This is a genomic window from Nostoc sp. UHCC 0302 (assembly GCF_038096175.1).
GTDB lineage: Bacteria > Cyanobacteriota > Cyanobacteriia > Cyanobacteriales > Nostocaceae > UHCC-0302.
Genome location: NZ_CP151099.1, coordinates 7,591,220 through 7,607,194, shown reverse-complemented (window position 1 = coordinate 7,607,194; position 15,975 = coordinate 7,591,220). Strand labels below are relative to the sequence as shown.

Below are 15,975 nucleotides of genomic sequence, written 5' to 3'. Positions count from 1 at the left end.
GTAAATAATTACTAAGACTTTTAACCTTCTGTTTTTTCTATTTGATCTCTGATATCATTTAAATCTATATATCTGTCTGTAGCATTTCGTAATTCTCTAGCTATCATTCCTTCTGTAGAGACTACGGTAATATGTGTATTTTTTGAGCGTAATAGTTCAATTGCTCTTTCAAAATCTCCATCACCACTGAATAATACTACCCTGTCATACTGGTCAACGGTATTAAACATATCCACAACAATTTCAATATCTAAATTGGCTTTTTGTGAGTATCGACCGGAAGTATCATCATAATATTCTTTAAGAATTTTAGTTCGTACTGTATATCCTAAACTAATTAGAGCATCTCTGAAACCTCGCTGATCCTGTGGATCTTTTAAACCAGTGTACCAAAATGCATTGATTAATGTTGTTTCTGACTGCTCGTGTCTGAAATATTCTAAAACTCTCCGTGGGTCAAAAAACCAGCCATTTTTTTGTTGAGCATAGAACATATTGTTTCCGTCTACAAAAATAGACAGACGATTCATTGGAGAACCCATAGAAATTTACACCTAATATATAGAAATGAATTTAGATGGAACAATAGATTATAGCAATTCTCAAATGGCAAGTTTGCTAATATCTATAAAGTGGCTTTTTATCATATAGCTTTTATCTTACCTCTTTCAAAGCATAAAATTGGCTAATACATTGGAGTTGAGATCCTGGGATCTGAACCTTTTCCCCGCTGGTACTAGAAGAGCCACCCTGTGATCAAAATCTACCAATAAAATTGACTGAGTAACACCATTAGTAGCTGCATAACACTAAAGTTTACCCCTAAAGAGGTATGGCATAGGCTTATAGTAAGATATAGCTTGATGCTCATCTATAAGTTTTGCTGTCAATAGAATGACAGGCTTTGTGATGAGTACCAACATTATGCTGAACACAGAAGATGACCTTGGGACAGTTTCTAGTAGACCCCCAGTTAGGGATATACCTGTTGGCTAGGGTACGATAAAACCTTGCCGCAACCAAGTGCAGAGGCGGAACATCTTTGCCTCTAATCTGTGGAAGAATCACTACTTGGAACTCACTTACCAGAAAGAAAATAAGTTATGCAGTGCCTGAGTTGGGAACACCTGGATAATAGCTCTGCCAAGACAAATTTGTTGAAGAATAAAAGATAATTTACAAATGTATAAGATTCTCATTTAACTATAATTTCGAGGTGTTTACACTAAAACTTGGTTTGAATAAATAAAAATGTTGTTCCTAAATCAATCAATAACACGATATGGCAGAAGAGCCAGAGCCTACATCGACATTAGCCAAAAAATATTTTTCTAGTGCCAATAGAGTGTCAAGTAAACCTACGAAAACAAATTTGATAGTCTCAGCACATCAGTTTAAGCTGATGGCTCAGTTCGGCCATGTACTGACTGTTGCATTAGCCACTGGAGCAGCATTGCTAAGTGCTTCTAATTTGGGCTTTGTTCAATTGATAGAAAGTCAGGGGCTTTCCACTTTTTTTCAACTGCGTGGGCCAATTATGCCCCCAGAAGACATTGTGATTTTAGCAATAGACGATCAGTCAATTTCAGTTCCCGAACAGTACTATAAAACAGATCCGAAACAGTACACCTACTTAGAAACACTTAAATCTTTTCCTTACAAACGTGCAGCATACTCAAAGATAATAGCAAAGTTAGTCAATGCTGGTGTCCGCGCTATAGCAATAGATGTCATTTTTGACACACCGAGTAGTTACGGAATGAGCGACGATCGCCAACTCCAGGCAGTATTGCAAAAATATGGCAATAAAGTAACTATAGCCGCGCTTTACGAAAGTTTTGCGACACACCAAGGGACTTTCATGCAACTGACGGAACCGCAGCAAATGTTTCGTACGGGGTCAGTGTCTATTGGCTCGGTCAATTTTCCCTTAGAGGCGGATGGCAAAGTTCACCGATTAGCTAGTGAATTTCCCAAATTATTAGCTGAGGATGACATTTTAACAACGAAACTACCGTCGTTTGATGAGGCAGTACTAAGAGCAGCACAAGTCAATTATCCCCGTCCAAAAGGCGATCGCATTTATTTTTGGGGGTCTGCGGGTACATTTGAGACGATACCCTTGTGGTATGTATTCGAGCCGGAAAACTGGAACAATTATTTGCAGCAGGGAAAAGTTTTCAAAGATAAGATTGTCTTGATTGGTGCAACTAACAAACTAAGCAACGATTATTATCCAGTAGCTGCAACCAAGAGCATTGAGCGGATGTCAGGAGTGGAAATTCACGCCAATGCGATCGCAACTTTAATGAAAGGTAAAGCGATAGCTGAAGCAATTAAGAGTCCACCCTTGCGGGGTTTATTTGTACTAATTTTAGTTGGTGGTACAGCTTTTATAATTACCAGAAGCAGGCGTGGAATTAATAGATTTTTCTTGGGAGTTGCCTTCGCTAGCATTTGGGGAGGAATCAGCTATATATTATTTATCTATGGTCAGTTAATGTTTCCTACTAGTGTACCAATGGTAGCGATCGCTCTGAGTGGATTCTCATACCTGGGAACCGAAGTAGTTAGGGAAAAACTCAGAACACGTCAAATAGTAGACATTTTTCAAAAATATAAAACATCTCCCATTGTTCAAGAGATTATTAGCCAACAAGATGATCTACAAAAACTACTTCAGCAGAGGAATTTAGCCGTATCGGGGAGAGTCCTTACCGGACGCTACAAAATTGTTGAAGTTCTAGGTTCAGGCGGATTCAGCGAAACTTACATTGCCGAAGATACGCAGCGCCCAGGACAACCGCAATGTGTTGTCAAACAGTTAAAACCAGCCAACACAAAATCCCAAAGCTTAATACTTGCCAGACGCTTGTTTAACTCCGAGGCACAAACATTAGAAAAGTTGGGAACACATAATCAAATACCTCAGCTTTTGGCTTTTTTTGAAGAAAATAAAGAATTTTATTTAGTTCAAGAACATATAGTTGGACATTCTTTGAGCCAGGAACTGCCATCAGGCAAACCCCTCTTAGAAACCACAGTTATCGAAATTGTCAGGGACTTACTGCAAACATTAATATTTGTCCATAAAAATAACGTTATTCATCGGGATATCAAACCCAGCAATATTATCCGGCGATACGCAGATAACAAGCTGGTGCTGATTGACTTTGGTGCAGTCAAAGAAGTCACCACAAAACAATTTGATAATCAGGAGCCAACTTCCACCATTGGCATTGGTACTCAGGGTTATGCACCGACTGAGCAATATTTTGGATATCCAGAATACAGTAGTGATATCTATGCAGTGGGGATGATTGGAATTAAAGCCTTGACTGGTATTGCCCCTCATGAGCTACAAAGAGATACTAATGGAGAACTGCAATGGCGCAATCAAGCACAGGTTAGCTACTCCTTGGGTGAGATTCTGAATAAAATGGTGCAGAATGATTTTAAAAAGCGATATCAATCTGCGTCAGAAGCTCTCGAAGCCCTTAATGACTTGGCAAATTCTGAAGATAGACCTTTACCGGAAAAAGAGGACACAGCAAGAAATACTTTATCCTTAGATGATTCAGATACTCCTACCACACCTTGGCCAGGAGCATCCTAACTAAATTCCCTAATTACGAATTACGAACTTGTACTGAGCGTAGCCGTAAAGCCTGCGGCATAGCTGCGCTTAGGGCGCAGCCTCTCGTAGAGAAGTATTACGAATTACGAATTACCTTAGTCGTGAATAGTTCCGTTAGGCATTGTTGCTCCACAAAGAGATGCTTCAGCTAGGTTAGTCCTACGCAAGTATACTCCAAGTAAGTATGACCCATTCAGATTTGCTTTATACATATTTGCTCCAATTAGAAACGCCGAAATGTTAGCCTTACTAAGGTAAGCTCCACGAAGATCGGCTTCAACTAAGCTGGCATCACGCAGGTATGAGCCAGTCAAATCTGTTCCTCGCATACACGCCGAATTTAAGTTGGCTTGGCTCAAGTTTGTCAGACTCAAATCTGTACCAATTAAGTTAGCTCCACTCAAGTTGGCTTCGCACAAGTTAATTCCCGGTAAGGTTTTCCAACTTAAATCTGCTGCACTTAAGTCAACTCCAGAAAAATCTCGTTCTCCTGCACTATAACGGCGCATAAAGTCATTAACATTCATAGCATCTACCTCTTTATGTGTCTTTTTAGTACTTGGTACAATGAATATTCTCTACAACAAAGCAAAATTTTTATTATTAAAGCCTTGGATTAAATAATCAGGTTTTATATTTTTTGGTAAGTATGACAGCAGTTTGCTGATATGCTGAAAGTATACATTAAGCTTAGTTTAAGCTAGGCTAACTAAAAAAAACGTAACTAAGGTTAACTCAGGATATAAACAAAACTCAAATAACGAATGATATTAACCTTAATTATGAAGAATATTGAGTATAAAGTAAGCTAGTAAGTAATCCAAAATTAAAAACTTAGTATTGACAGCATTTAGACTGTTGACTGTATATAAATTAAATCTAGTACAGCTTACTTATATATGACATGTTTAGACGGTTTAGAGCGGCAAATTCTAGAAGTTTCATACAGACCAAACAAAATTAAAATTTGCATTAAAATACCGTAATTATCAAAAATTCCTTATTGGTAGCTACAAGTAGTTTTATATATTTATTTCCTTGTCTTATTGTGTTATTAATTCCACTTTAAAACTATTATTAAGTGTATAAATCTTTCTTACGTTAGATTATGACCAGCTATGCCAGATATTTGTGATCATGTAACTTGACAAAGCTAAATAAAAATGCACAATCCAGGCTGCCACTAGGTATTGTCATTTCTATTTTGCCATTTTTGATTCTTAATGACTTAAGTGAAACTGTACATTACAGTTAAAAATCCATCAACTTGTATAGTAAAAAAGTTTTTAAATTAGTACCAGAGAGAGTAGAAAAATGAAAATGCTTTAATAGGCGCTGAAAAAATTTCACTCAAAAGTAGTAGTTGATGTAAATGTTTAATTTTAGTAAGCAAGTAAAACAACTACCACAGATAAAAGGGTAACAGGCGCAACAGCAAAACTGCTCAAAATTTCTATTAGAGACGCCTGGCGAACAAGGCTGGACTCACCGCATCTTCTTCAGTGAATCCTACCCTTGATTTAATTTAGTGACAAAAATTCTTCTCCAACTGTAGGATGAATCCCTATTGTTTCATTAAGGTCTTGTTTGGTTATACCCTTGCGAATTGCAACGCCAAGACTTTGAATAATATCGCTAGCGTGTTCACCTACCATGTGAGCGCCCAAAATTCGTTGAGAATTGCCATCTACCACCAACTTTATCGTTATTGGTTCATCCTGTTCTGTGAGGCTATATAAAAGTGGCTGAAATTCTGTGCGATAGCATTCTACAGATTCACCGAATTTTTCACGTGCCTTCGCCTCTGTCATTCCGATACTAGCTGCTTCTGGACGGGAAAAAACAGCAGAAGGTATGTAATCATAATCCAATTTTTGCGGCTTGTTACCAAAAACCGTATTGGCAAAAGCAATTCCTTCTGCCTTCGCAACTGGTGTTAATTGTACGCGGTTAATACAGTCACCCAAAGCAAAAATGTTCTCTTGGGAGGTGCGATTGTGTTCATCTACTTTGATTGCACCTTGTTCAACAAGTTCCACTCCGGCTTTTTCTAAACCAAGATTCTGGGTATTTGGGGTGTACCCTATGGCAACTAAGATAGTGTCTGCAACAATAGTTTGTGGACGGTTGCCACTAGTCTTCAATAGTAAAGCATCTTCTGAAAGCTTGATTGTTTGAGCAGTGCTATTGGTGAAAAATCGAATTCCTCTTTTGCTCAAACCTTGTTGCACACTTGAGCGGATGTCATCATCAAAGCCAGATAAAATCATCTCATTTGATTCGATTACCGTGACTTGGCAGCCGAAAGCGTGCATGACGCTAGAGAATTCTGTACCGATATAACCGCCGCCAATAATTGCCAAACGTTTCGGTAGATAGGGTAAGTGAAACATTTCGCGGGATGTGATGCCGTATTCTATACCTGGAATTTTGGGCTTGTTGGGGCGTCCTCCTACAGCAATTAAGATTTTGTCTGCTGTAACTTTGCGTCCACCTAAATCTAAAGTATGGGCATCAATAAAAGTAGCTTGTTCCCGAACTAACTCAACTCCTGCTTTTTGTAACTCCTCAAAATGTGAGTAGTGAATTTGTTCGAGATGCTGATGTACCGACTTCATAAATAGCGTCCAGTCGAAATACCTTTTGCACTCGCTCCATCCGTAATAGTGCGCCATTTGATTGTCCTTGGCGAAGTCAGCAGCGTAGACAATCAGTTTTTTGGGAATACAGCCTCTATTTACACAAGTACCACCGATCGCTTCTTTTTCTGCGATCGCCACACGAACACCGTAGCTAGCTGCTTTTTTAGCTGCTGCCAATCCCCCAGGCCCAGCGCCAATGACAAACAAATCGTAATCAAATGTCATAAAATTCTGTTCCTTTTTTACTCTCTGGAAAGCAGAGCTATTTCATCCCTTATAGTTATTTCAGCAAAACTTCCACTACTGTCTTTGGGTGGACAAAGTAGTATGAAAGCGCTCTCATCTGTAGTAGAACGCTATTGTCTTCACAACTAGAGCCAACATGAACGGCGATGCCACGATTATTACTAAGTTATATTACATTTTATTGTGCTATGAGCAAGACGCCTATATTACAAGAGGCTGAAAAAATTAGGATGAAAGAGCGATCGCGCTTCTAGACAGCGACATTTAAGGTTATCCGCCAATTTGTACTGGGTTGAGGTTGTAAACTCGCCATTTATTTTTTCGCAAATGTAAAAAAACCAAAATTGAGGAACGCCAGAGGTAGGTTTACTTCTGATTTTGTAGGGGATTGGACTGGGTTAATTAACAAAGATATTTGCTCAACCAACTGTGCAATCTCAGCATTCTGTTAAAAAGCCACAAGCCGAAAAGCCATTTTCTCAAGTATCAATATCCAACAATTCTGATTTTGTGGGAAGTGAGGAAGCGATCGCACATCGAAGACACTTTACTCTTACCCATCGCCGAAATAGAAAAACGACCCTTCAAAAATTAAATTGCGTTCTTCTTTGCGTCTTTGCGCCTACCCTACGGGAAGCCGCTGGCGCGTCTATGCATGAGACAAAAAAAGGCGGGTGCGGGAATTGAACCCGCTAATCCCCAAAATGGTGGAGATGTTACCGATAACCCTAAATTCTCCGTCCCCAAAAGGCAAGTTGCAAACAAGGGTAACCCGCCATGAAGTAATGAAGGATAAAGTTTTTTCTTTATCCTCCAGCAATATCTACAACTCACCCGTAGCCAACATCTGGATAATGCGAGGTGTTCCCGGATCAAACCCTGCCAAATCCCAAGACAGCGAATCTTGAGGATCTACCAGCGTAATTTGGTAAGGTGCAAGAGTCACATACACCGCTTTAACATTCGGATTCACCTTTTTGCGGTACTCTGCCAATGCTTGACTAGGATGCTTATATCCAGCCCAACTTTCAGAATCAGTCCAGAAGCAGACTACATCAGCTTTGAACTTATTCTTAATCATCCAGTCGTAAGCGACAGACGCATCTGTTCCACCGAAGTTTTGGTTACTAGCTTTGCGAACCGCAGAACTAAAACTATCTTTAGCAGTGATGTCTAATACCAATTCTCTGAAATAAGGCTACAGATGAGATAATAAGATGAAACTAGATACAAAGATGAACAATGTCAGGGGTATATCAACTAGAAATTAAAGAGACTGTCGCAGAACTCAAAGATTTACTGGCAATACAAAAAACTGCGACGGCTAAAGAAAGAGTGCAGCTACTATATTTACTCAAAACAGGGCATGGTCAAACAATTTCTCAAACCGCAGAAATTATTGGTCGAAATCGAGTGACCCTACACAAGTGGATTCGACAGTACAAAGCAGGCGGTATTGAAGGACTATTAAAACAAAAATCTTCGCCAGGAAGACCAAGAACCATCCCAAACTGGGCAGAAAAAGCATTAGAGAAAAGATTGCAAGAACCACTTGGATTTAATGGTTATCAAGAAATTGTAGAGTGGCTAGAACAAAACTTGGGAGTCAATTCTTGCTACAAGACAGTTCACAAACTGGTTTATTACCGTTTGGAGTCATCGCCAAAAGTACCACGCCCCAAAAGCGTTGAACAAAAACAACCACAAGTAGAGGCATTTAAAAAAACCTTGCACACAACTTAGCAATGCTGTCTTGGTTTTGCTTAACAGTTTTATGCACAACGAAAACGATTCGTTTTTGGTGCGAGGACGAAACTCGAATTGGATTGAAAACAATCACAGGACGGAAAATCACAGGCAAGGGTGTCAAACCCGTTGGTGTACACCAGTGGCAGTTCAAAGCAACATATTTATATGGAATCATCGAACCACTGACTGGCGAAAGCTTTTTTTGGGAATTTTCACATCTTAATACTGACTGTTTTCAGATATTCCTCAATCTAATTTCTCAACATTTTACTGATTCAGTACTAATTATTCAACTGGATAATGGTGCCTTTCATAAAGCCAAACGTCTTCAAGTACCAGATAACATCATTTTATTATTTCAGCCTGCACATTCTCCCGAGTTAAACCCAATTGAGCAGGTTTGGCAATATATTAAGCGCCGACTGCGTTGGTTATTACCTAAAAAACTTGATGATTTACGTACTGCTCTCTACGCTGAAATTGGGAAATTAACCAAACAAATTATTGTATCTATTGCCCGAAGACAATATATTTTAGAGGCACTATCTGTAGCTAGCTTTTAGAGAATTGGTATAATTCACGGAATTGAGTAGCAAAACCGCGAATCATGTAGTTTTTCTCTGCCTTTGCTGTCACCAGCGCCATTGTGGTGGCAATTTCACAACAACTCAGACCCATATCTGCAACTAAGCTACCCATAGAACCAGAAACGTCTACGGCGTGCATGAACACTTTACCCGTGGGTTGCACAACATCAAAAGACAGTTCAACCGCCTTTTCTAAAATGTCCACAATCCGAGGAACTGGATTCCAAGTCTTCTGGCTGCGTCCTAATCTGCCACTAGATTGATAAGTTTTGAGAGCTTTCAAAACATCAATCGGATGAATGCGACCTTTACGCAGATGTTCTTTGTTGTTGAGAACTGCTTCTATCCGCAGCAAGTTGGGGCTTTCATCAGCTCGCAACACACCCAGTTCGGTTAAAGAACCCAAGTTACGCAGCATTGCGCCTATTGGCATTTCTTGAAATAGCAACTGCCAAGCTTGCTTATCCATTTTGCCCACAGGTGCAGCCATTTCATGAGTTAGGCGTCCTTGCAAAATAGCTTCATGGGTTTGAGTAGGATTTCTTTTGAGCCACTCATACCACCAAATCTGTGCCAACGCCTCTGAGGGGATATCTGCTGGTAAATCTTCCCAGCCTCTGACTACCCACTCAAATAGCTGTCGATGATTTTCTGTAGGTGGTTTAACGTGAAACAACCGCAATGCATCTCGATTTGAGAAGCCTTGACGCTGTTGATATTTCAACAGTTGATAAGCCAAACCCTTAATATCTTCTCGTGATAGCCAAGTTTTACCAGCTTCCCGCACCACTTTGCCAAATCCCCGCAGAGATTTGGTGTAGTTCAACCATTCGTAGAAGTGGCTACCAGTGCGGATAACTTGCCCAAAGATTTCACCAAAAGTCTGTTTTGCTTCTTGTGCCTCACCCATAGACAACAGTACCAAAGCAAGTATAGGCGCACTGTTGTTTATGGCGCGTCCATCGCTGGCATAGAGAATTTCTTCTGCAACACGACCAGGGTTTTCAGCAACAGCTTGTTTAACAACTGCCACAAAATCCTCAGTTAGTTCCTGCTTGCCAGCATAGTATGTGCTTTTTGCCGTGCCAATCAACAGACAACGACGCAGCATCTTCCAAATGCCAGCATCAAACATCCAACCGCCGGAACGTCCCTGAATCATCTCTGCTTCCCGTCCGGGGATAGGCTGAGATTGTGGTGTAGTTGTTTTCTTTTTAGTGAAAAAGTTGTAATTCATCGCTTCATCTCCCGGCCCTTGTGGGCAAAAATGAAAGGTGGCAGGGCAGGACTCGAACCTGCGACATCCCGCTTGGAAGGCGATAACCCTAATTCGTCGGCCTTTTCAGGCAAGGAGTGAACAAGGATGTTTTAGGCGTTCTACCACTGAACTACCTGCCACATAACAATTTAAAATTCAAAATTATGTTTTAAGTTTTGGGTGGCGGAGCAGGATTTGAACCTGCGACCTCTCGAACCCTATTCGATAACCCTAATTCGTCGGCCTTTTCAGGCAAGTTGTGAACAAGGATGTTTAGCGCTCTACCACTGAGCTACCCGCCACATAACAATTCAAAATTTAGGAACTCATATCATATCTGCTCAAATAACCGTCATGGCGACCAAAGGGAAGCAATCCCAAAAAATTGATGATTGCGTCGTTTCACTCGCAATCACACATTATGGATAATCTGCTGGACATGATATTTAGAGCTAAATTTTGTATAGCGGAGCAAGATTTTCACTTGCACTTCCAGAAGTTAGATCAAAGGTTTTTAATTTATATTCGATAACCTTCGATGTGTCGGCCCTTATGGGCAAGGTGGGCGCTCTGTTATTTAAGCTATCCGCTACGGCTAAAAGCTAACTTCTTTAGGAATATCAGCTTGTATTATTAATGTAGTGTGTGTAGTACGAAATGTCAAGTACTTGGGAAGCTAATTCTTTTTTATTGCTATATCCATGTGTTGTTGTTAGCAATGCTTACTTGATTGGCAAAAGTTTTTTGCCAGATTTATTATACCCGATGTATAAATTACAAAAATATGTCAAGTAGAATACTTAGTAAAATTGGTTTTTGCCGACAGATTTGCCACAACTTTGCCAAACGATACAAAAAAATGACCATATTTTTGCCAAGATATAATATATTATTTCCCAAAAATTCACTTGGCAAAAATCAGCATGAGTGAAAAACTAACAGAAGGTAGCGGGAAGGCTTTTCTCGTTCTACTTTTGCCTATCTCGTTTTTGATTATTTTCCTGGTTTCAACTTGGAGAATTTTGCTGGCGATCGCAGTGTTGCTCATTGGCTTCAATATTTGGCAGTTGTATCAATGGCAACAATGGAGCCAGGGAGTTAACCCCATTTTCCATCAGCTAGTTCGAGAAAACCAGGGCAGACTGACGCCAATGGACTTGGCTATTAAGGGTAATTTTTCTGGGACTAAGGCAAAACGCTACTTAGATAGTAAAGCCTCAGAATTTGGTGCGAGTATATTGAACTCTGAAGATGGGAATCAGTCCTATTACTTCATAACTGCCAGCGTTCTGGGCAACATACTCGACAGTAGTGAACCAGTCAAAGAACTTCCTGCTCAACCAGTTACTACAACTGCGCGATCGCTCTTGGCAGCACCGCTACCAAAGCAACAGCAAGAAGAACCAGAAACTGAATCACTCCCACAGCCAACTCATGCAGAAACTAAACTATCACTGGAAAAACAGTTAGTATTTGGCTCTCTGATTCAATCAGAACTTGCCAAGCGGCTAAATGTTTATTCCAGCACAGTTTATAAACGGCGAAACGATCCAGATTTTCCTGAGTGGAGCCGTAGCCGTGACCCTGATGGCATTGCTTGGACATTCTCCGAAAAAGCTAAGGAGTTTTTTCCAGTCGAAGAAAGCTAAACAATCTAAATTTTTGTTTGTAAACCTACGGCTTCGCTGATGGAATTTAAACCGTTTTGTTCTAGCTGGGAAAGTAAACCCGCCAGAATTCGGCGTACCATCAGTGGGCCTTCGTAAATCCAGCCTGTATAAACCTGGATTAAGCTAGCACCAGCAGTAATTTTTTCCCAAGCATCTTCAGGGGAAAAAATGCCACCAACGCCAATGATTGGTATTTGCCCCTGAGTTTGCTGCCAAATAAACCGAATTACTTCAGTGGAGCGATCGCGTAATGGCTTACCGCTAATTCCGCCAGCTTCTTCTTGGGGTGATTTGCCAGTTTGTTGAATTACTTGGGTTTTCAGTCCATCACGGCGGATAGTGGTGTTAGTGGCAATAATTCCCGCCAGTTTATAAGTTTTAGCCAAAGAAATAATGTCAGCGATCGCTTCCCATTCCAAATCAGGCGCTATCTTGACAAAAATAGGTTTTTGTGAATTATTTTCCTGCTGCAATAATTCTAAGATGGCGCTGAGCATCGAGGCATCTTGGAGCGATCGTAACCCAGGCGTATTGGGAGAAGATACATTAACAACAAAATAGTCTCCCAATTCCTTAAGTAAACGAAAACTATTGAGATAATCTTCTGCGGCTGCTTCTAGGGGTGTAACCTTAGATTTACCCAAATTTATCCCTATGGGAATTGTTGGGGTTAACTGCTGCTTTTCTTGTGTCAATCGAGCCGCCATTGCCGCAGCACCATTGTTATTAAAGCCCATCCGGTTGAGAGCAGCTTGATCTAAAGGTAAGCGAAACAAACGAGGGCGGGGATTTCCAGGCTGGGCGTGAAAAGTTACAGTTCCCAGTTCTGCAAAACCGAAACCTAAGCTAGACCAGATGTTAGCAGCAACACCATCCTTGTCAAACCCAGCTGCTAACCCCAGAGGATTAGGAAAGTCTAAACCAAACAGACTTTGTTCCAAACGTTCATCTTCCAAACACAAAGACTGCTGTAGGCGGCGATTGACCCAACTAGCAAGAGGGTGAGAACCTGTTGACGATATCCAGTTAAAACTGCGAATTGTCTGCTGGTGTAACCACTCTGGGTCTGTTTTTACTAAATTGAACAATACTGGACTAATTGCAACTTGATAAATATCCATTTCTATCTACCCAGAACTTTCAGCAAACATCCGTGACAACATTTAGTCGCGATGCTTTTCTGGGCATCTTATATATTACAAGCTATGTTAACCGATAAATCAGATGGGGCAGCCGCAAAAACCTATAGCCGCCGAACAGCAAATCCTTTCCTTGGGGCGTGTCCTCCAGAGTCTCAGAGAAGAAGATAATGTTGACGTTCTGATTGAAACTACTATTTCTTATCTCCAAGAGCAGTTTGACTACAAACTCATTTGGATTGCTCTTTATGACCGCCTAAATCACGTACTCTTGGGCAAAGGGGGCATCACACCTGCTAGGGACACTAATTTACATAAACGAGTTATTCTCAATTCTGGCGATTTATTAGAGCAAGTGGTGATTGAACAGCGTCCCTTGGGCGTAGCCGATTTGCGAGTTGAAATCCGCGCCGCAGAATGGCAAAAAGTTGCAGAAAAATGCCACATCCAAGGAACCATTTTTTTGCCAATACGTTACAAAGACCGCTGTTTAGGTTTGCTGTTAATGGGTTCAGAGCGCTGGGGCTACTTAGTGCCAGGCGAAGCTAAAGCCAGGCTGATGATGGTTTTAGGCGAATTGGGGGCAATGCTTTATCAACATGAGATGGCTTTGCAGCAAAAGCAAAATAAGCGAATCGATGAACCATTGTTAGGATTGCTGGAAAATTTACGCACCCTCAATAATTTAGACCAAAGACTAGAAGCAGTAGTGCAGGAAACTCATAAATTTGTCTCACCCAACCGGACAAATATTTACTGGTTTGAGCGGGAAGGGCGGTACTTTTGGTGTCGGATGAGCAGTCAACTTGTCAAAATCAATCGTGATTCCAGCAATCTGCAAGCAGCAGCAGGAATGACGGTACAAGAGTTAAGCGACTTTTATTATGCTTTGTCAGTTAATCAAATTGTCTCAATTGGTGATGCACGTAGTTCCTTAAAGAGCCACTTTACAGCAAAATTGCTGGAACGCTTGAGAGTGCGATCGCTTTTAGCAGCTCCTATCATGTGGCAAAAAGACCTGCTAGGCTTTCTGACAATCGAAAGCAATGAACCTCGAATTTGGACGGAGACAGACAAAAATTTTGTCCAGGGTGCTGCTGGTTTAATTTCTCTAGTTGCTCCTACCGAAGGCATGGAAAATACGATCAAACAGATTCAAGAGGATGCCCAATTAACTAGCGTAGTTGCTCAAAATGTATATAGCGAGTATGACCTTCACGATACTTTACATATCTGCGCTAAAAAAGTTTTGGCTCGACTAGGTGGTAGTCGCTTTTTACTGTTGGAATATGACCATGAGCAAAAGAATTATCAAATTACTTACCAAAGCCAACCTCATAACCGCCGAGCATTGATATTTGCTCTTGCTGGTCTGAAAGAATTGGATGGGCAGCTTTTAGAGCGTTCAACTCAGGCAATAGAGATTGAGAACTTAGATGAAGATTTGCGCTTTTTTAACTGGCGTTCTCCTTTACTAGAAAATGGTGTGCGATCGCTACTGATTTGTAAATGCGCTCCAGGTTCTACACCAACAACACTTTTAGTCGTCACTCACGAAACCCATCGCTGTTGGACAACTTTAGAAAGGGAATTGCTATCAACTGTCGGTCAACAAATTGGCGTAATGTTGCATCAGTCGCAGTTACACATTCATAGCCAACAGCAGCAAAAAATTTTCCAGACATTTGAGCAATGCTTACACAGCTTGACGCAAGCTCAGCACGGCAATCAAGCAGGAGAAAAATATTTAGAACGCACAGCACTTGAACAAATAGCAGCTATTATGAACTGTCCGCTAGCAGTACTGCTATCTTGGTCGCCGGGTGAAAGTTGGGTGGAAGTTATACCAGGGGTGACTGCTAATAGCCAGTTTGGAATTGTTACAGATACATCTATTCACGTCAAAGCTGAGGCCCTAATACAGTGGGCGCTTGCTCAAGAGGGCTACCTGACTCTGAAAGTGGATGATTTACCCTTCGAAACCCGGAAATGGCTGAATGGCCCTGGCATTGGTCAAATTTTCGTGATGGCATTACATACCACGGCTGATTATCAACCAACTGGTGTAGTTTTGTTAGCAGACCATCATAAGCATCGTTGGTCAGAACAAAGCCTCAATGCTACAGCAACTCTAATTTCGCAATTAGCTTGGTGGCGTCGTCAAAAGCAAATTAACCAACTTCTAGAGTCCACAACAGAGGAATTACGACAACTCAATTGGTATAAAAATCGTCGTTTAGAGGAAATGCAAAGAACAGCGGCGCTGTCGCTTAGTCAAATACATAGTCTAGGAATTCCTACTAACGAGCTTACTCAGATGCGCTACCAGCTATTGCTGCGACAATTAGACCAGACAACCACTTCTATGAATGGTCTACTAAAACTTGAGCAGTGGCAGCTACATATTAGCTGGGAAACTATGCCCATAGCGAGTTTGCTGAAGCGATCGCTCGAACGAGTAGAAAATTTACTCAAACAGCAAAAGCTCTGGATTGGTGTACATGGATTGGGACAACCAATTGATGATGAAGAGTCGCCAAAAAACTCTGCATTAATCAGAGGGGTTCCTAGCTCAAGCACTCAATCTGCAATGGCGATCGCTGGTGACATTGTAAAAATTGAATTAGTTCTCCATGAACTATTGGTTGCAGCCTGTCTCCGTTCTTACAGGAGCAGAATTGACATCTGGTGTCGCCGCTTAGATGAGCGATTGCTAGAACTGTCAATTACAGACAACGGTGCGATCGAACCGCAGCTAATGGCAACTTTACATCACAATACACCCAAGGATGTGCTTGCTTCCTCCAGCTTTAGCCAACCACCTGGTTTACATCTAGTGATCTGCCAAAATCTCATGCAGCAACTAGGAGGAGAATTACATTTCTATGAATTACCAGATAATCGAGTAGTTAGCCGTTTACTATTGCCGTTAGCTAGTAGCAATCCTTAGCCAGTTTCATATTTTCGCGCTCAATATTATTGCTATATTTATGTGTTTTTTTAACTACACATACAATATTATGTCTAATATTATCCCAGTATCCTTA

Annotated in this window: 10 protein-coding genes, 3 tRNA genes and 2 pseudogenes; 6 read left to right on the top strand and 9 right to left on the bottom strand. The window is 40.9% G+C overall.

The genetic code is table 11. The annotated features are described in order from the left end of the window. Window positions 1-20: 20 nt before the first annotated feature. Window positions 21-542 (bottom strand): NYN domain-containing protein, encoded by a 522-nt coding sequence (locus tag WKK05_RS32955; RefSeq protein ID WP_341527185.1) that lies wholly within the window; start codon window positions 540-542, stop codon window positions 21-23. A gap of 740 nt (window positions 543-1,282) precedes the next feature. On the opposite strand from WKK05_RS32955, the gene WKK05_RS32950 reads away from it, so the two are divergent. Then, window positions 1,283-3,616 carry a CHASE2 domain-containing serine/threonine-protein kinase gene (locus WKK05_RS32950; RefSeq protein ID WP_341527184.1) on the top strand — a complete coding sequence of 778 codons (2,334 nt, stop codon included), beginning with the start codon at window positions 1,283-1,285 and terminating at the stop codon, window positions 3,614-3,616. Window positions 3,617-3,732: 116 nt separating this feature from the next. On the opposite strand, the gene WKK05_RS32945 is transcribed toward WKK05_RS32950, so the two are convergent. After that, window positions 3,733-4,164, bottom strand: coding sequence for a pentapeptide repeat-containing protein (locus tag WKK05_RS32945; protein ID WP_341527183.1), 432 nt, complete (start codon window positions 4,162-4,164; stop codon window positions 3,733-3,735). A 993-nt stretch (window positions 4,165-5,157) separates the two neighbouring features. Next, window positions 5,158-6,504, bottom strand: a complete 1,347-nt coding sequence (gene gorA, locus WKK05_RS32940; protein ID WP_341527182.1) for a glutathione-disulfide reductase — start codon at window positions 6,502-6,504, stop codon at window positions 5,158-5,160. Between the two features lie 436 nt (window positions 6,505-6,940). Here gorA and WKK05_RS32935 point away from each other — a divergent pair, with 436 nt between their 5' ends. Further along, window positions 6,941-7,120 (top strand): hypothetical protein, encoded by a 180-nt coding sequence (locus tag WKK05_RS32935; protein ID WP_341527181.1) that lies wholly within the window; start codon window positions 6,941-6,943, stop codon window positions 7,118-7,120. Window positions 7,121-7,193: 73 nt separating this feature from the next. On the opposite strand, the gene WKK05_RS32930 is transcribed toward WKK05_RS32935, so the two are convergent. Together WKK05_RS32930 and WKK05_RS32925 are read right to left on the bottom strand one after the other, a co-directional pair. Then, window positions 7,194-7,302 (bottom strand) — tRNA-OTHER (locus tag WKK05_RS32930). A gap of 46 nt (window positions 7,303-7,348) precedes the next feature. Beyond that, window positions 7,349-7,717, bottom strand: a pseudogene (locus WKK05_RS32925) (TROVE domain-containing protein); the annotation flags it as partial. Window positions 7,718-7,767: 50 nt separating this feature from the next. Here WKK05_RS32925 and WKK05_RS32920 point away from each other — a divergent pair. Further along, window positions 7,768-8,268: a helix-turn-helix domain-containing protein gene (locus tag WKK05_RS32920; RefSeq protein ID WP_341524716.1), complete on the top strand. Its 501-nt coding sequence runs from the start codon at window positions 7,768-7,770 to the stop codon at window positions 8,266-8,268. A 2-nt stretch (window positions 8,269-8,270) separates the two neighbouring features. Further along, entirely contained in the window at window positions 8,271-8,837 is a 567-nt protein-coding gene (locus WKK05_RS32915; protein WP_341524715.1) for an IS630 family transposase, read from the top strand. Between the two features lie 10 nt (window positions 8,838-8,847). Here the strand turns inward: WKK05_RS32915 and WKK05_RS32910 are convergent. From WKK05_RS32910 to WKK05_RS32900, 3 genes and pseudogenes are all read right to left on the bottom strand, one after another. Continuing rightward, a pseudogene (locus tag WKK05_RS32910) lies at window positions 8,848-10,098 on the bottom strand (TROVE domain-containing protein); the annotation flags it as partial. Window positions 10,099-10,135: 37 nt separating this feature from the next. Continuing rightward, window positions 10,136-10,259, bottom strand: a tRNA-OTHER gene (locus tag WKK05_RS32905). Between the two features lie 37 nt (window positions 10,260-10,296). Beyond that, window positions 10,297-10,421, bottom strand: a tRNA-OTHER gene (locus WKK05_RS32900). 621 nt (window positions 10,422-11,042) lie between these two features. Between WKK05_RS32900 and WKK05_RS32895 the strand changes: the two genes are divergently transcribed. Further along, window positions 11,043-11,768, top strand: a complete 726-nt coding sequence (locus WKK05_RS32895; RefSeq protein WP_341527180.1) for a hypothetical protein — start codon at window positions 11,043-11,045, stop codon at window positions 11,766-11,768. 5 nt (window positions 11,769-11,773) lie between these two features. Here the strand turns inward: WKK05_RS32895 and WKK05_RS32890 are convergent, their stop codons facing one another. Beyond that, window positions 11,774-12,910: a quinone-dependent dihydroorotate dehydrogenase gene (locus WKK05_RS32890; protein WP_341527179.1), complete on the bottom strand. Its 1,137-nt coding sequence runs from the start codon at window positions 12,908-12,910 to the stop codon at window positions 11,774-11,776. A 103-nt stretch (window positions 12,911-13,013) separates the two neighbouring features. Here WKK05_RS32890 and WKK05_RS32885 point away from each other — a divergent pair, with 103 nt between their 5' ends. Further along, entirely contained in the window at window positions 13,014-15,878 is a 2,865-nt protein-coding gene (locus tag WKK05_RS32885; RefSeq protein ID WP_341527178.1) for a GAF domain-containing protein, read from the top strand. The last annotated feature ends 97 nt before the right edge of the window (window positions 15,879-15,975 follow it).